18 protein-coding genes and 1 other RNA gene are annotated in these 16,653 nt (G+C 40.9%); 13 read left to right on the forward strand and 6 right to left on the reverse strand.

The features are described from left to right. Nucleotides 1–27: 27 nt before the first annotated feature. Both F8B77_RS11025 and zapG read right to left on the reverse strand, forming a co-directional pair. Entirely contained in the window at nucleotides 28–1,395 is a 1,368-nt protein-coding gene (locus tag F8B77_RS11025) for a Do family serine endopeptidase (protein WP_151655383.1), read from the reverse strand. A gap of 79 nt (nucleotides 1,396–1,474) precedes the next feature. Beyond that, a complete protein-coding gene (gene zapG / locus F8B77_RS11030) occupies nucleotides 1,475–1,930 on the reverse strand; it encodes a Z-ring associated protein ZapG (RefSeq protein WP_151655384.1) in 456 nt (151 codons plus the stop codon). A 161-nt stretch (nucleotides 1,931–2,091) separates the two neighbouring features. Here zapG and zapE point away from each other — a divergent pair, with 161 nt between their 5' ends. From zapE to sspB, 8 genes are all read left to right on the forward strand, one after another. Continuing rightward, nucleotides 2,092–3,198 (forward strand): cell division protein ZapE, encoded by a 1,107-nt coding sequence (gene zapE, locus F8B77_RS11035; protein ID WP_151655427.1) that lies wholly within the window; start codon nucleotides 2,092–2,094, stop codon nucleotides 3,196–3,198. Between the two features lie 279 nt (nucleotides 3,199–3,477). Continuing rightward, nucleotides 3,478–3,906 carry a 50S ribosomal protein L13 gene (gene rplM / locus F8B77_RS11040; RefSeq protein ID WP_130043953.1) on the forward strand — a complete coding sequence of 143 codons (429 nt, stop codon included), beginning with the start codon at nucleotides 3,478–3,480 and terminating at the stop codon, nucleotides 3,904–3,906. A gap of 15 nt (nucleotides 3,907–3,921) precedes the next feature. Beyond that, on the forward strand, nucleotides 3,922–4,314 hold the full coding sequence (rpsI, locus tag F8B77_RS11045) for a 30S ribosomal protein S9 (RefSeq protein WP_060994077.1): 393 nt from the start codon (nucleotides 3,922–3,924) through the stop codon (nucleotides 4,312–4,314). 396 nt (nucleotides 4,315–4,710) lie between these two features. Next, nucleotides 4,711–5,304, forward strand: a complete 594-nt coding sequence (gene petA, locus F8B77_RS11050) for a ubiquinol-cytochrome c reductase iron-sulfur subunit (RefSeq protein ID WP_151655385.1) — start codon at nucleotides 4,711–4,713, stop codon at nucleotides 5,302–5,304. Further along, complete coding sequence (locus tag F8B77_RS11055) at nucleotides 5,304–6,572, forward strand: cytochrome b (protein ID WP_151655386.1); 1,269 nt, start codon at nucleotides 5,304–5,306, stop codon at nucleotides 6,570–6,572. Before petA ends, F8B77_RS11055 begins: the two co-directional genes overlap by 1 nt. Next, the gene (locus tag F8B77_RS11060; RefSeq protein WP_151655387.1) at nucleotides 6,569–7,306 is read left to right on the forward strand and encodes a cytochrome c1; all 738 of its coding nucleotides are present in this window, start codon (nucleotides 6,569–6,571) and stop codon (nucleotides 7,304–7,306) included. Before F8B77_RS11055 ends, F8B77_RS11060 begins: the two co-directional genes overlap by 4 nt. A gap of 144 nt (nucleotides 7,307–7,450) precedes the next feature. Then, nucleotides 7,451–8,086, forward strand: a complete 636-nt coding sequence (gene sspA, locus F8B77_RS11065; RefSeq protein ID WP_151655388.1) for a stringent starvation protein SspA — start codon at nucleotides 7,451–7,453, stop codon at nucleotides 8,084–8,086. Next, the gene (gene sspB, locus F8B77_RS11070; RefSeq protein ID WP_151655389.1) at nucleotides 8,086–8,544 is read left to right on the forward strand and encodes a ClpXP protease specificity-enhancing factor; all 459 of its coding nucleotides are present in this window, start codon (nucleotides 8,086–8,088) and stop codon (nucleotides 8,542–8,544) included. The genes sspA and sspB overlap by 1 nt, the downstream gene beginning before the upstream one ends. A gap of 109 nt (nucleotides 8,545–8,653) precedes the next feature. On the opposite strand, the gene F8B77_RS11075 is transcribed toward sspB, so the two are convergent. From F8B77_RS11075 to F8B77_RS11090, 4 genes are read right to left on the reverse strand one after another with little or no spacing between them, the layout of a single operon-like run. After that, nucleotides 8,654–9,244, reverse strand: coding sequence for a BON domain-containing protein (locus F8B77_RS11075; protein ID WP_151655390.1), 591 nt, complete (start codon nucleotides 9,242–9,244; stop codon nucleotides 8,654–8,656). A 6-nt stretch (nucleotides 9,245–9,250) separates the two neighbouring features. After that, nucleotides 9,251–9,841, reverse strand: coding sequence for a phosphoheptose isomerase (locus F8B77_RS11080; protein WP_130043960.1), 591 nt, complete (start codon nucleotides 9,839–9,841; stop codon nucleotides 9,251–9,253). A gap of 3 nt (nucleotides 9,842–9,844) precedes the next feature. Then, on the reverse strand, nucleotides 9,845–10,216 hold the full coding sequence (locus tag F8B77_RS11085) for a YraN family protein (RefSeq protein WP_151655391.1): 372 nt from the start codon (nucleotides 10,214–10,216) through the stop codon (nucleotides 9,845–9,847). Next, a complete protein-coding gene (locus F8B77_RS11090) occupies nucleotides 10,197–12,008 on the reverse strand; it encodes a penicillin-binding protein activator (protein ID WP_151655392.1) in 1,812 nt (603 codons plus the stop codon). The genes F8B77_RS11085 and F8B77_RS11090 overlap by 20 nt, the downstream gene beginning before the upstream one ends. 137 nt (nucleotides 12,009–12,145) lie before the next feature. Between F8B77_RS11090 and rsmI the strand changes: the two genes are divergently transcribed. The 5 genes from rsmI (at nucleotide 12,146) to F8B77_RS11115 (ending at nucleotide 16,648) form a co-directional block, all read left to right on the forward strand. Next, the gene (gene rsmI / locus F8B77_RS11095; protein ID WP_167512808.1) at nucleotides 12,146–13,009 is read left to right on the forward strand and encodes a 16S rRNA (cytidine(1402)-2'-O)-methyltransferase; all 864 of its coding nucleotides are present in this window, start codon (nucleotides 12,146–12,148) and stop codon (nucleotides 13,007–13,009) included. Nucleotides 13,010–13,065: 56 nt separating this feature from the next. Next, an RNA gene (rnpB, locus tag F8B77_RS11100) (RNase P RNA component class A) lies at nucleotides 13,066–13,472 on the forward strand. A gap of 166 nt (nucleotides 13,473–13,638) precedes the next feature. Next, nucleotides 13,639–14,589, forward strand: a complete 951-nt coding sequence (gene rsmH / locus F8B77_RS11105; RefSeq protein ID WP_151655394.1) for a 16S rRNA (cytosine(1402)-N(4))-methyltransferase RsmH — start codon at nucleotides 13,639–13,641, stop codon at nucleotides 14,587–14,589. Beyond that, nucleotides 14,586–14,912 (forward strand): cell division protein FtsL, encoded by a 327-nt coding sequence (gene ftsL, locus F8B77_RS11110; RefSeq protein WP_151655395.1) that lies wholly within the window; start codon nucleotides 14,586–14,588, stop codon nucleotides 14,910–14,912. The genes rsmH and ftsL overlap by 4 nt, the downstream gene beginning before the upstream one ends. Beyond that, nucleotides 14,909–16,648 carry a penicillin-binding transpeptidase domain-containing protein gene (locus F8B77_RS11115; RefSeq protein WP_151655396.1) on the forward strand — a complete coding sequence of 580 codons (1,740 nt, stop codon included), beginning with the start codon at nucleotides 14,909–14,911 and terminating at the stop codon, nucleotides 16,646–16,648. The genes ftsL and F8B77_RS11115 overlap by 4 nt, the downstream gene beginning before the upstream one ends. Nucleotides 16,649–16,653 lie beyond the last annotated feature (5 nt).

Genomic DNA, 16,653 nt, shown 5'->3' on the forward strand with positions numbered 1-16,653 from the left:
AACACTTATTCTCTTTTTTGGCTTTAATTATTTAATCACAAGGTAAAGCGTTTGTTCTCCACGCTGAATATTAAGAGCAAGTACAGGTGGTTTATCTTCTAATAGCTTTCTAAAGTGCTGTAAATTAGTTACGCGGCTTCGGTTAATACCAATAATGATATCTCCTTTTTGTAAACCATAACGCTGAGCCATAGACCCCTTTTGGATACTGCTGATTTTCACGCCTTCAACAGGATCTGAATGGGATGTGTTTTCTAGTTCGGCGCCTTTTAAGCCATCATGCAGCTTTTCGGCTTTCGCTTTTACTTGTTCCGCTTCTTTCAGTGTTGCTGTGACGCTTTTTTCTTTTCCATCACGGATCAGCCCTAAGGTCACTTTTTTTCCCGCACCTAGAGTGGCGACTTTGGCGCGTAATTCGCCAAAGGTTTGAATTTTTTTACCGTTAATCGATATAAGAATATCACCAGCTTTAATTCCCGCTTTATCTGCTGCGCTTTCTGGTATGACTTGACTAACAAAGGCACCGTGATTGGTGTCGTAATCAAAGGCTTCTGCCAATTCAGCAGTAAGCTCTCCACCTTGAACGCCAAGTATGCCGCGTTTTACATGACCAAATTCTAAAATTTGCTCTGATAAATTACGAACCATATTAGATGGGATAGCAAATCCAATCCCCACATTACCGCCATTTGGTCCTAAAATAGCCGTATTAATACCAATAAGTTCACCATTCAAATTCACCAGTGCGCCACCAGAATTACCGCTGTTGATTGCCGCATCGGTTTGAATAAAGTTTTCAAAATTATCAAGGTTTAATCCACTACGTCCAAGGGCTGAAACAATGCCTGAGGTAACGGTTTGCCCTAGACCAAATGGGTTACCTATTGCAACGCTAAAGTCTCCAACTCGTAGATTATCAGAATCAGCTAATTGGATTTGAGTTAGGTTTTTGGCTTCTTCTAGCTTTAATAAAGCAATATCGGACATTTCATCACTGCCAATCAATTCAGCAGTGTATTCACGACCGTCATGCAATTGAACAAGGATTTCTTTCGCACTGTTAATAACGTGATGGTTTGTTACGATATAGCCTTTTTTAGCATCAACGATGACACCAGAACCAAGACCTCTAAATGGTCGCTCTTGAACTTGTTCAGCAGGAAAGTCTGGCCCTAAAAAGAAACGAAACTGCTCAGGTATATGTTGTTTTGATACTTGAGTTCCAGAAACGGAGATACTGACTACTGCTGGTGTGATTTTTTCCAGCATAGGTGCAAGGCTAGGAAGTTGCTGAGAGTTGACCGCAAGGGGTAAGGCCGCTTGAGATTGAATAGGGGTAAGAATTGCACTGATGCTTAAAGTTAAAGCACCTAAAACAAGCAAAGGCTTTTTCATCGATAATGTACTCTTAGTTAAACAAAGTGTACTTATTCGACTCAAAAGCCTTTGTAAAAGTTCATAGTAAATGCAAATTTTAAGCGATTTTATCTTCTTTTTTTGCGCTTACATCGCTAAGTGGTTCATCTTTTAATAAGCCACTTGCACCATTCGCATAGTCTTTTGGTGGGCTATTAATTTCATCTTTTACATGAGCCATTTTTTTATTTAACTCTGGTGAAAGAGTCATCTCATCCAAGCGAGCTGAGAATGGATTATCTTGCTCTGGCAAGTTTGGCATTAATTCTTTAGATGTTGACGCCATGTGGTCATACATTTTATTAAAATCTTTTGCTAATGCTTCTAGCATGGTGGCACTTGTCGCGAAATGGTCCACCAACTCTTGACGATACTGTTCCAACTCATACTTAGATTTTTCTAAATCTTGTTTTAATGATTTTTGATCTTTGATACTAGGAACTGTAAATCGAGAAATTATAAAGCCAATGGTAATACCAATAGCTAAGCCAATTAAAGCGTATGTCCACGCCATGAAGTACTCCTTACTGTTTTTATTAATATGAGTCGATTTAATACTAACCTTAGTAACTGCATATTTAGATTGGTATAACTGTGAGTTAGCCCACTCATAGTGTGAGTTGAGTCCATGCTACTATGAAGGGAGTCAATCAACAAAAGAAAAGATGAAAAGTGATGACACCATTAGAAAAATATCAGCAAGATCTCAATCAAGAGGGGTTTATGCATGATAGCGCTCAACAAAATGCGGTAGAACATCTTGATGATTTATATCGACGGCTTTTAGAATTAAAAGTTCCTCAAGCACCAATAAAAAAGTCTTGGAAACGATTTTTTAAAAAAAACGAACCCCAAAAACTCGTGCCTGAAAAAGGACTTTATTTTTGGGGCGGAGTAGGCCGTGGTAAAACTTATTTAGTCGATACCTTTTATGATGCATTACCTACAGAAAGAAAAATGCGTGTTCATTTTCATCGTTTTATGCAACGAGTGCATGATGAACTGGGTGAACTAAAACAACAGTCTGATCCTTTACTTATTGTTGCTGATAAATTCAAACAAGAGGCAGACATTATTTGTTTTGATGAGTTTTTTGTCTCAGATATAACAGATGCAATGATTCTGGCTACTTTATTAGAAGCTTTATTTGAGCGTGGGATTGCTTTAGTCGCAACATCAAATATTGAACCACATAACCTGTACCGTAATGGTTTGCAGCGAGCACGCTTTCTTCCTGCTATCGCATTAATAGAAGCGTATTGTGACATTGTTAATGTCGACAGTGGCATTGATTATCGATTAAGAACGTTAGAGCAAGCTGAAATTTTTCATTTTCCATTAGATGCGAAAGCGGAAAATAACATGAAAATATATTTTGACAAGCTGACCTCAGAAAGCGAATACAAGGCAAAAACCATTGAGATAAATCATCGGCAACTAGAAGTAAAAGCGGAAGGGGATGGTGTGGTTCATTTTGATTTTGAATCACTGTGTGAGAGTGCACGTAGCCAGCACGATTACATTGAGCTTTCGCATTTATATCACACGGTTTTGTTGTCTAATGTAAAAATCATGGGGGAACTTAATGATGATGCTGCTCGTCGCTTTATTGCCATGGTTGATGAGTTTTATGAACGAAACGTCAAATTGATCATCTCAGCAGAAGTTGATTTAGCTGCTATTTATGAAAAAGGGCGCTTAACGTTTGAATTTAAACGTTGTCAGTCTCGTCTAGTTGAAATGCAAAGCCACGAATACTTAGCAAAAGAACATTTATCTTAATCATTACCTCCTATATTTTTATAATTTATAGCGGGGATTTGGTGTGATGAGAGTCAAATTTCATTTTTTTTGCTGTTTTTTCATAATATGTGAAATATCTTCAAAAAAAAGGTGATTTTTTCTTCACGCTTCACTATAATCCTCCGACCCACCGTTACTGTACTGGCGTAATTGCCAAGAGTGCCAACCACTCGAAGGGGTGATGACTGGGCTCAAAAATATACAGTGGGAGCGAAAGCTCCTAATCAGTGAAATTATTTAATAACGGGTATCATTAGCATGAAAACTTTCGTTGCTAAACCAGCCGCTGTAAAGCGTGACTGGTATGTTGTAGACGCTGAAGGTAAAACTCTTGGTCGTATCGCAACTGAAATCGCATCTCGCCTACGTGGCAAGCATAAAGCAGAATATACTCCTCACGTAGATACTGGTGATTACATCATCGTTATCAACGCAGAGAAAGTACGCGTAACAGGTAATAAAGCGGCTGGTAAAATCTACTACCGTCACACTGAATTCCCTGGCGGTCTAAAATCTATTTCTTTCGAGAAACTGATCGATCGTAAACCTGAAATGGTTATTGAATTAGCTGTTAAAGGTATGCTTCCACGTGGTCCTCTTGGTCGTGCTATGTACCGTAAACTTAAAGTTTACGCTGGCGCTGAGCATAACCACACTGCTCAACAACCACAAGTACTAGACATTTAATCGGGGATTATGGCAATGGCAGAGAATCAATACTACGGCACTGGTCGCCGTAAAAGCTCAGCAGCTCGTGTTTTTATCAAACCGGGTACTGGCAACATCGTAATCAACAAGCGTAGCCTTGAAGTTTACTTCGGTCGTCCAACAGCACGTATGGTTGTTAATCAACCTCTAGAGCTAGTTGAAATGACTGATAAACTAGACCTATTCATCACTGTTTCTGGTGGTGGTATTTCTGGTCAAGCTGGTGCGATCCGTCACGGTATCACACGCGCTCTTATGCAATACGATGAATCACTACGTCCTGCACTACGCGCAGCTGGCTATGTTACGCGTGACGCTCGTTGCGTTGAGCGTAAGAAAGTTGGTCTACGTAAAGCACGTCGTAAACCACAATTCTCTAAGCGTTAATATTACGCTTACCAGTGGCTTTGTTTTCAGAGCCACTTGGATATTGTGTTCAAAAGCTCAGCATTTATGCTGGGCTTTTGTTGTTTTTGTGAGGTAAAATACTCTTCATAGCTTGAATTTTTTCTACTTTTCTTATCTTTTCTCCCTTCTCACCATAAAAAGTCTACCTATCTCACAAATGTTGCAAAAAAGTAGCTTTGTCTTGTCAAAAAGTAAGGTTTTCTTTATCATTTATGGGTAAAAACAACAGCGTAATAATATATGAACAAATTCTGTGGTTATTTTAAGAATTTATAACATCTAAATCCTGTTGTATCACACCATTGAAGTTAGCCGTAGCTCGACAATGTATGGACATAATAAAAACTACATAAAGAGCACATGGGAGAAAGTTGGATGAGCAATGCGCCAGTGAGTAATGGTCGACGCCGTTTCTTAACAGCAACAACTGCAGTTGTTGGTGGTTTAGGAGCAGCAGCGGTGGCCGTACCTTTTATTAAATCTTGGAATCCGAGTGCAAGAGCGAAAGCTGCAGGTGCTCCGGTTGAAGTCGATATCAGTAAGCTCGAGGATGGGCAGATGGTTCGTGTTGAATGGCGAGGTAAACCAGTATGGGTTGTCCGTCGTTCAGCAGCTCTTGTACAATCATTGGCTGAAATTGATGGCGAACTTAGAGATCCATCTTCAGTTGAAGAGCAGCAACCTATATACGCACAAAATGCTTATCGTTCGATTAAGCCTGAAATATTTTTAGCCGTTGGTATTTGTACTCATCTTGGCTGTTCACCAACCTATTTACCTGACAGTTTTAGTGAACAAGTTAAAGGGGTTAACTCTGGTTTCTTCTGTCCGTGCCATGGTTCTAAATTTGATATGGCAGGTCGAGTATTCCAAGGGGTGCCTGCGCCATTGAACCTAGTGGTTCCTAAACACATGTACCTTAGTGATACTCGTATCCTAGTTGGGGTTGATGAAGGAGGGGAAGCCTAATGCAACCGTTATTCGATTGGGTAGAAAAACGTCTACCAGTGATGAATGCGTATAAAAAGCATTTATCTGAATACCCAATGCCAAAAAACTTTAATTTTTGGTATTTCTTTGGCTCATTAGCTATGTTGGTTTTAGTTAACCAGATCGTGACTGGTATCTGGCTAACCATGAACTATGTACCTTCTGGTGAGGGTGCATTTGCCTCTGTTGAATACATCATGCGTGATGTTGATTATGGTTGGTTACTTCGTTATATGCACTCTACAGGTGCGTCAGCCTTTTTTGTTGTTATTTACCTGCACATGTTCCGTGGCTTAATTTACGGCTCTTACCAGAAGCCTCGTGAATTGCTATGGCTATTTGGTATGTTAATCTTCTTAGTGTTAATGGCTGAAGCGTTCATGGGATACTTACTTCCATGGGGACAAATGTCTTACTGGGGTGCTCAGGTTATCATTTCACTGTTTGGAGCAATTCCTGTTATTGGTGATGATTTAACATTGTGGATCCGTGGTGATTACGTTATCTCAGGTGCGACGCTGAACCGTTTCTTTGCGCTTCACGTTATTGCTCTCCCAATTGTATTATTGCTATTAGTCGTATTACATGTACTCGCTCTGCATGAAGTTGGTTCTAATAACCCTGATGGTATTGAGTTGAAAATACCAAAAGCAAAAGATGACAAGGGTGAGCATAAAACACAATTTAAATTTCATGAATACTATACGAGCAAATATAACATTATTGACTCGGTGCCTTTCCATCCATACGGAACGGTAAAAGATATGATTGGCGTAGCTGGTTTCTTATTCTTCTTCTGTTATGTGTTGTTCTTTAACCCTGAAATGGGTGGATACTTCCTTGAGCCGCCTAACTTTGAAGCGGCAAACCCATTGAAAACTCCTGAGCACATTGCTCCTGTTTGGTATTTCACGCCATTCTATGCAATCTTGCGTGCGGTTCCTGATAAGTTATTAGGCGTTGTCGCTATGGGTGCATCGATTGTTGTGCTATTCCTTCTTCCTTGGTTCGACCGTTGTAAAGTTCGTTCATACCGTTACCGTAGTAAGTTGCATTTACTGAATATTGCACAGTTTACTGTTAGCTTTATTGCTCTTGGTGTCCTTGGTGCATTACCTGCGACGCCTACTTATACGTTATTAGCACAAATTTTCAGTCTGACTTACTTTATGTTCTTCGTTCTGCTGTTTGTATACAGTAAAAATGAAGCGACGAAACCACTGCCAGAAAGGGTGATATTCAAATGAGAAAGTTGATTTTAGTACTTTTCGCTTTGTTGCCATCAATGGCAATAGCGGCAGGTGCAAAGGTTCCACTAGATAATGCGAATAACGACATTAGTGATCAAGCATCGCTACAAAATGGTGCGAAATTATTCATGAACTACTGTGCTGGTTGTCATTCAACTCAGTATCAACGTTATGGCCGTGTTGCTGAAGATCTAGGTATTCCCGTTGATCTTATGATGGATAATCTTGTTTTTGAGCCAAATGCCAAAATTGGTGATTTAATGGAAAATGCGATTCCTGAAAAACAAGCAGCGAATTGGTTCGGTGCGCCGCCACCAGACTTAACACTGGTAGCTCGTGTACGTGGTACGGATTGGTTATACACTTACTTACGTACATTCTATGCTGATCCAACTCGTCCATTTGGTGTCAATAATATGGTATTCCCAAGCGTTGGTATGCCTCATGTACTACAGGAACTTCAAGGAGTTACAACACCGATTTATGAGACAACCATGATTGATGGTGTGGAGAGTAAAGTTGTTATTGGCGTGAAATCTGATGGCACAGGTGAGCTGAGTCCTGGCGAGTATGATGCAGCCGTTCTTGATTTGGTTAACTTTTTAGAGTATTCAGGTGACCCTGTTCAACTTGAGCGTCATCGCTTAGGTTGGTGGGTTATGGGGTTTTTAGTGATATTTGCTTTTGTTTCTTACTTGCTTAAGAAAGAATATTGGCGCGATGTCCACTAATCATGATATTCTAGATCGTTAATTGTACGCAATGGAGGCTAAGCCTCCATTGTTTTTGTGTCACTACTATTTCATACTAAATAGATAGCTGACAGGCACCTAAATTCGGTGCTTTTTGCTCCTAGATAAATACCGGAGGGCTCAATGGCTGTTGCTGCCAACAAACGCTCAGTAATGACGCTTTTTTCAGACGCTTCTGACATGTACAGTCACCAAGTACGCATCGTACTGGCTGAGAAAGGAGTAAGTGTTGAAGTTGAATTGGTTGATCCATCCAACTTACCAGCAGAACTTGTAGAATTAAACCCTTACAAAACTGTACCGACACTTGTTGATCGTGAGCTTGCTTTATACAACTCTAATATCATCATGGAATATTTAGATGAGCGTTTCCCTCATCCGCCATTGATGCCTGTTTACCCTGTTGCTCGTGGTAACAGCCGTCTAATGATGCACCGTGTTGAAACTAATTGGTATTCATTAGCAGAGAAAGTTGCAAAAGGATCTTTTGAAGAATCTGAAGCAGCACGCGCAAAACTGCGTAATGACCTTCTAATGCTAGGTCCAATCTTCGCTGAATACACATACTTCATGAGTGATGAGTTTAGCTTAGTGGATTGCTACTTAGCTCCGTTATTATGGCGTTTACCATCTATGGGTATTGAATTATCAGGCCCTGGTGCTAAAGAACTTAAGATCTACATGAACCGTGTATTTGAACGTGATTCATTCCTAGCTTCATTGACTGAAGTTGAGCGTGAACTGCGTCTAACGAACTAATGGATATTAGTTCAATGATGCCCCGTCGCCCATACTTGTTACGTGCATTTTATGAATGGATTGTAGATAACGAGTTAACACCACATCTTGTTGTTGATGCAACAATGAATGGTGTGCGAGTTCCAGAAGAGTTTGTTCAAGATGGTCAGATCGTTTTAAACGTAGCACCACACTCTGTTGGTAATTTAGAAATGGGTAATGAAGCGGTCACATTTAATGCTCGCTTTGGTGGTCGTCCTCACTCGCTAATTTTACCGTTTTATGCGATTCAAGCTATCTATGCACGTGAAAACGGCGCTGGAACTATGTTTGAGCCAGAAGAAGCGTACGAATTAAGCTCAGAAGAGGGTATCTTTGAGGAAGATCTAGTATCTACTTCAGCAGAAGATTCATCGTCTGATGATAAGCCTGAGCCACCACGTCCAACGGGTCGCCCAAGCTTACGAGTGGTTAAATAGCGTTTCCACTATAGCTTCAATTAAAAAGCCTGCATAAATTGCAGGTTTTTTTGTGAGTTGATACAAAAGTTATAACAATGACATTAATTATCAATTAGTTATATCGATATTATTCTTTTTCTACAGTGCTACCTTGGCCGTATTCAAAGGCTTTAATTACCTCTTTAACTCCTTTGATGTTACGAGCGACTTCTGCTGCAATATTTCCCTGTTCTTCAGTCACAAACCCAACAAGAAAGACTTCTTGAGCTTCTGTGAAGACACTGATCTTTATTCCATTTAACTCTGATTTTGCGAGAAGCGAAGATTTTACTTTTGTGGTTATCCAGCTATCGTTATTTATTTGAGTAAAGGTTAATAAAGGACGAACACGGATTTGATTATAAACGGTATTAACACCATTTAAGCTTTTAATTTGTTTTTCAAAGGCTTGATTAAGTTGATTGTTTTTGGCTTGCCCCATTAAAAGGGTTTTTCCGTTATAGGTTACCGCACTGACTCGCATATTATATTGATAAGGAGCTTTGTTGGCTAAGCCTGTTACTTCTAACGAAATATTTTTATCCGTCAATTGCTCTTTCACTGTTCTATTGTCTGTTACGACTGAAGCTGTGGTTGCCGCTCCTGCAATGAATAAACCGGCACAACCTTGAAGTAAGACAGCAGAGAGGAGCAATGCACTTAATTTAATTAACTTCATCTTTAATTACTCAGAATGCTGTGGGAAAAGCACCTGGTCAACCAAGTCACAAATACAGTGCAAGGTTAAAAGGTGAACTTCTTGAATGCGTGCGACACGATGAGATGGAATTCTAATTTCTACATCCGATTCACCTAATAGACCAGCCATCACACCACCATCCATGCCAGTTAACGCAATGATGGTCATATCACGGCTTACCGCAGCTTCCATTGCTTTTAGAATATCCTGACTGTTTCCACTCGTAGAGATAGCAAGCAATATGTCTCCAGGTTGGCCTAGGGCTCTTACTTGTTTAGAGAAAATCTCATCATAATTGTAGTCATTTGCAATTGCTGTCAGTGTTGAGGTATCAGCCGTTAGGGCCATTGCTGGTAAGCTTGGGCGTTCAGTTTCAAAACGGTTTAATAAACACGAAGCAAACTGTTGAGCGTTAGAGGCAGACCCACCATTACCACAGCATAAAATTTTGTTGCCATTTAATAGGGTTGCCACCATGGCTTGAGAGGCATGCATGATGTGATCAGGAAGCGCTTCCGCTGCTGCGATTTGGATTTGGATGCTTTCGGTAAAGCTTTCTTTAATGTTTTCTAGCATTGTTTACCCTTCAACAATTGCATTTTTGATCCAGTTGATTTCCTGACCTTGAGAGTGGATAGCAACTACATCAAATCTAAAAGATGTATGTTCAATAGAGAGCCCATTTTTCATGAGCCAAAAGAGAGCGGTTCGTTGTAATTTGCGCTGTTTCTGCCATGTTACCATTTCTTGCGCAGAACCGTAATTTGAAGTGGTGCGATATTTTACTTCTACAAACACGAAGGCGTCTCGATCTCGCATGATGAGATCGAGCTCTCCAGTTTTAGAGTGGAAATTGCGTTGAATGAAAATGAGTTGATGTTGTTCTAAATAACGTTGAGCCATCAACTCATAATATTCACCCTTAGCGCGCTTATTCTGTTTCTTCTCCATGAATAGCCCAGCTTATTTCTCGTTGAATAACACACTGTTGGTTAATACTGAGTTCACCCGTTTTTCCTTGCATGTGGTAATTATCGACCGCTTTCATTTGTGGCAGCTCAGCGATTAGTTGATAAGCATCCATACCTAAAGCATGGAGACGTGTTTCGCCATTACTGCTTTTGGGCCATAGTTCATCGTATTGCGCTTTGAATTTATGGTCTTCTTTTATCAGTAATGGAATGTCACTAAATTCAATGCCTTGGATCTCGACAAGCTTAGTTTGATGGCCGCTGTTACTGCGTGAGCTTGCATATAGCTTAGGTGGTGTGATCCCCGGATTAATCGCAACATCGATGAAAGGCTTTATAAGCACTAATTCACTGCTTTTTGCGACGATGTAAACCGCATCAATATCACGACGGCTACGAGGTTGTGACTCTAACTCCATCTCAGCTAATGCGTTCATTTGATAGATACGTGCTTGGCTACTTTCAATACCAAACACACTGTTTACTTTTTGTTGTAATTGCGATTTTTGACCAAAATAGCTAATTGATGGTTTCTTAGCTGTTAATTGGTACCATTTATCACTGAAGGCTTGGCTTAAACGCTCACCCATTGTGCCTTGTGGGGCAAGAAATAAGGGGTGTTTATGTCCTTGTTCAAATAAGTGAATCGCAGCTTGTGTTGCTTCTTGTTCTGGGGAAAGCGTAAAGTAACAGCTGTTTTCCTCAGGGTTTACTTTTGTTGGAATGTTTAGTGCTAATTGGGCGATATTTGTTTCATTTAATGATTGGAATTCTTCAATTTTGCTACGCAGAAGAGGGCCTACCACAAATTGGATATCTTCTTGAGTTAACGTCGCCATGATCTCTTCCATAGAAGCAGAACCCGTATCAATTACTTTAAATTTAGTAAATTCACCACGTTCTTTATCTTCCATCATGCCATTTATAAAGCCATCACGAACGCGTACTGCTTGTGGTCCAAAGCGACCGCTTAGAGGTAATAGTAAAGCAACGTTATCAGGACGAACAATGTCGAGAGCTAGAATATCAAGCACTTCTTGTGGTGTATAAGTCGCAGCAGGATGTGTTGGATTTGCTTGCAACCATTCATTCAAGGCTTCTTGTAATCGTGTTGGTGAATGCTTTAGAGTGTCTAAATAAGTGGCTAATTGTACCCAACCGTGAAGAGTCGTTTCACTTTCATCTAATTTAATATCTTGAAGGTTTGTGCTGTTAAATGAAGAAATACTTGTCCACACTTGGGACCAAAGTTGTTGTTTTTGATCTTCAGGTGTATAGGCATTGAGGGAAATTAATTCTCTTGCTGCATTGAGGTTATCACCATTAAATAGGTGAAGCTCATAACGTAATTGGTAGTATTCAGCCCATTGGCTGTCTTCAATTTCCCACCAAGCTTCGAAATTCAGAACTTGCAGAGCCTCATCAAATGAATTTTGTGATTTTAGCATTTTTGCATGATTAAGCTGCATTTCGGCCGTTTGAGTTGGTGATAATTGCAAGCCTTTGAGTCGTATTAATAGGTTAGTTGCAAGTGCAAAGTTTTGTTCTTGAACAGATGCCTTTAAAGCCATGATTAAAAAATCAGCCTGAAGAGTACCTTGTTGCTGATCGGCTTTTAAAATATAAGCGGAGCTGGTTTCTACTGGCGCTTGAGTAATATCAAGACGCTCAGGTGCTTTTGGTGAACTTGAACAAGCTGCTAATGTTAGAGCAAGGGCTACAGGAGCAATCAGGCGTGTTACACTGTTCTTTCTAAGGGTCATATTTGCCATGGGTAATATACTGGTCCTAATTTAAAAGGGCTGTTTTTACTATGGATGCGAATCACCCGAACAGCTAAAATATTATTTTGATTATAGTGGTGTCTATCTATATTCCCTATATTAATCGCAGAAGAGATAGTAAACAAATGACAGAACACAATTTATCTGTGGTAGAGACTGCAACTTTGTACATTGTTCCTACCCCAATCGGTAATTTAGGCGACATAACGCAACGTGCTTTAGAAGTGCTAAAATCCGTTGACTTAATTGCCGCTGAAGATACTCGCCATACAGGCAAGTTATTGTCTCACTTTGGTATTTCTAGTCAAACATTTGCGCTACATGATCATAACGAACAGCATAAAGCAGACTTGTTGATCAGTAAATTACAACAAGGTCAATCTATTGCACTTGTCTCAGATGCGGGAACGCCGTTAATTAGTGATCCAGGGTACCATTTAGTGAACCGTTGTCGTCAAGCGAACGTCAATGTTGTGCCATTACCTGGTGCATGTGCGGTGATTACGGCACTGTCAGCGGCGGGGTTACCTTCTGACCGTTTCAGTTTTGAAGGTTTTTTGCCTCCGAAAAGTAAAGGGCGCCGCGATAAGTTTGAAGAAATAGCACAAGCAGAGCGTACGTGTATTTTTTATGAATCCCCTCATCGTATCATGGATTCTTTAGAAGATATGCTGATGGTGCTTGGGCCAGAAAGGCAAGTGGTTTTAGCTCGTGAGCTCACTAAAACCTATGAAACTATTTATGGCGCGCCATTAGGTGAGCTAATTGAATGGATAAAAGAAGACGATAACCGTAAGCGTGGAGAGATGGTTTTATTGATCCATGGCTTCAGAAGTGAAGTTAAAGATGAATTGCCATTTGAGGCAACACGTTCAGTGTCTATTCTGGTAAAAGAACTTCCGCTTAAAAAAGCAGCAGCAATGGCCGCTGAAATTCACGGTGTGAAGAAAAATGCACTGTATAAATGGGGTTTAGAGCATTTAGATTAAGAGAATTGTGAAAAAGGGGTGGTAAGTTATTACTGACTCTTATATCATTCGCCTCAGGAGCTGACTCGGTAATCGCTGCTTCATTGATGTCCTTCGGGAGACTGGTGGAGGGGAGGAAAGTCCGGGCTCCATAGAGCAGGGTGCCAGGTAACGCCTGGGGGGCGCAAGCCTACGACAAGTGCAGCAGAGAGAAAACCGCCGATGGCTTAATCTTCTTTATTCTTCGGGATAGGAAGTAAGCACAGGTAAGGGTGAAAGGGTGCGGTAAGAGCGCACCGGGCGTCTAGTAATAGTGCGTTGCAAGGTAAACTCCACCCGGAGCAAGATCAAATAGGCCCTCACATAGCATTGCTCGTGTTTGGGGGCGGGTAGATTGCTTGAGCCTGTGAGCGATTGCAGGCCTAGACGAATGGTTACCACCGCGCAAGCGGGACAGAACCCGGCTTATATGTCGGCTCCTAACTTAGCCCACCATAGTACTATTTCGGTAGTGTTATGGTGGGCTTTGTGCTTTCTGCAACATTGGTTTAGAATTATCACTAATTTGACACACGTCCCTGTATTTTTAGTTTACACTTCTAACTAAAATTCAGTCGCTTATTCCATAATCACGGTAGTAAATACTCACTATGTCTGAACAATTCCAACACGTATCCGTTCTTCTTCATGAATCAATTGATGGCTTAGCTATCAAGCCTGATGGTATCTATATCGATGGTACGTTTGGTCGTGGAGGCCATAGCCGTCAAATCTTATCAAAACTGGGTGAGAATGGCCGCTTGTACAGTATTGACCGTGATCCTCAAGCAATCGCAGAAGCAAAAACCATTACAGATCCAAAGTTTACTATTATTCATGGACCTTTCTCCGGCCTGAAACAGTATGTTGAAGAGCTTGATCTTGTTGGGAAAATTGATGGTGTATTGTTGGATTTAGGGGTGTCATCACCGCAATTAGATGACGCCGATCGTGGCTTCAGTTTTATGAAAGATGGCCCTTTAGATATGCGAATGGATCCGACCTCAGGTATGCCAGTATCTGAATGGTTATTGGATGCTGATGTTGAAGATATTACATGGGTTATCCGTGAGTTTGGCGAAGACAAGCATGCATGGCGCATTGCTAAAGGCATCGTTGCTTATCGTGAAAACCAAGAAAATGAACCATTAACACGCACGAGCCAATTGGCTAAATTGATCTCAGAGGTTGCGCCTAAGAGTTTCAAAGAGAAAAAACACCCAGCAACACGTACATTCCAAGCGTTCCGAATTTACATCAATAGTGAATTGGATGAGATTGATACTGCGTTAAAAGGGGCGTTAGACGTACTTGCTCCAGAAGGACGCTTATCGGTGATCAGTTTCCACTCTCTTGAAGATCGTATGGTGAAGCATTTTATTCGTAAAGAGAGTAAAGGTCCTCAAGTGCCTCATGGTTTGCCACTAACTGAAGATCAAATTAAAGCATTAGGTAGTGCGAAAATGAAGGCTGTTGGTAAAGCGATTAAACCAACGAAAAGCGAAGTGGATGTAAATGTTCGCTCTCGCAGCTCTGTATTACGTATTGCTGAGCGTTTATGAGTCAATCAACTCCTCCACAATCTAGCTTAACAAAGATGATTGGCCTAGACCTTTTGGGTGTAGGTCGTCTTCATGTAATTCTATTAATCTTTATATTTATTAGTGCGATAGGCGTTGTATTAGCAACACATAATACCCGTCAAATGGCAGTGCAAAGAGAGAATTTACTGCTTGAAAAAGATATTTTAGATGGTGAATGGCGTAATTTGATTTTAGAAGAAAGTGCACTTGCAGAGCACAGTCGAGTTCAGTCTCGCTCTGTAGAGGAGCTGAATATGGAACGCCCTGCGCCAGATAAAGAAGTCATAATAAAACTACGATGAAATTACCAAATAGAAAAAAAAATAATAAACGTATAACCAAAGCGCCGCCGACTCTTATTCAGTGGCGCTTTGGCGTTATTGTTTTCTTTGTTTTTCTTGCTTTAGCAATCTTAATTGCCCGCGCAGCTTATATTCAAGTGATTGAGCCAGATAACCTTATTAAGCAAGGGGATATGCGTTCTATTCGTGTTAAAGCCCTTCCTTCTGCTCGTGGCATCATTTCAGATCGTAATGATGAACAGCTTGCTGTAAGTGTTCCTGTTGATGCGGTTTGGGCTGATCCTGTCGCAATTTATAAAGCTGGTGGTTTAGTTGAAGTAGAGCGTTGGTATGCGCTTGCTGATGTCTTAGGGTTAAAACGAAAAGAATTATTATCTAAGATAGAGAAGAACAAAAAACGTCGTTTTATTTATCTTCAACGTCAAATATCTCCAGCGGTTGCGGCTTATATTCGTAAATTAAAATTAGCGGGTATCGGCTTAAAAGCAGAATCACGTCGTTATTACCCAAGTGGTGAGATCAGTGCGCATGTTATTGGTGTAACAGGTATTGATAGCCATGGTTTGGAAGGGGTAGAGCGCAGTTATGATGGCTGGTTAACGGGAGAACCAGGTCGTAGAACCGTACGTAAAGACCGTTATGGTCGCGTGGTTGAAAATATTTCTCTACAAGAGAAGCAAGAAGGTAAACCATTAACCCTAAGTATCGATCAGCGTTTACAAGCGATAGCTTATCGCGCAATTAAACAAGCGGTATCTGATTTTAGAGCAATGTCTGGCTCAGTTGTTATGATCGATATTAAGACGGGTGAAGTACTTGCAATGGTAAATGCACCATCTTACAACCCGAATAATCGTGAACAGTTACAAAGCTTTAGAATGCGTAACCGTGTTATTACCGATACGTTAGAGCCAGGTTCAACGGTAAAACCTTTTGTAGTATTAGCCGCTTTAGATGGTGGAACAGCGAACTTAGATACGGTCATTGATACCGGCAATGGCATCATGCGTATTGGCGGCAGCCGTGTTCGTGATAGCTCGAAAGTGGGTAAAGCGGATTTAACCACTATTTTGAAGAAATCCAGTAACATCGGTGTTGCGCATTTAGCGTTGGGAATGCCATTACAAGAATTATTAGCAGAGTATGCGGCGGTTGGTCTTGCTGATCCATCAGGCTTAAACCTAATTGGAGAGGCAACGGGTATTTTCCCTGATCGTCGTCGTTGGTCTGATTTTGAAATTGCGACGCTAGCGTTTGGCTATGGTCTTTCTGTTACGCCAATTCAGTTAGCACACGCCTATGCAACATTAGGGGCTTATGGTGAATATAGACCGCTTTCAATTTTGAAAACAACCGGTCCAACTCCGGGTAAGCAAGTGGTTAACCGTCAACATGCGAAAGCCGTATTAGAGATGATGGAAACCGTAACTCAACCAGGAGGCACAGCAACAAGAGCAGCGGTTCCTGGATATCGAGTTGCAGCAAAAACAGGTACTTCACGAAAAGCGGTTCGTGGTGGTTACAGTGATGAATACATGACGGTGACAGCGGGTGTAGCACCAGTAAGCAACCCTCGAATCGCACTCGTCACTATCGTAAACCAACCGCAAGGTGATGAGTATTATGCTGGTCAAGTTGCGGCACCGATCTTTGGTCAAGTAATGAAAGATGCACTACAAATTTTAAATGTAGCGCCAGATGAAAGTACCGTAAAACATATCGATGTATTGAATTAGGAAAG

It is taken from the genome of Aliivibrio finisterrensis (genome assembly GCF_008933155.1).
GTDB classification, from domain to species: Bacteria; Pseudomonadota; Gammaproteobacteria; order Enterobacterales; family Vibrionaceae; genus Aliivibrio; species Aliivibrio finisterrensis.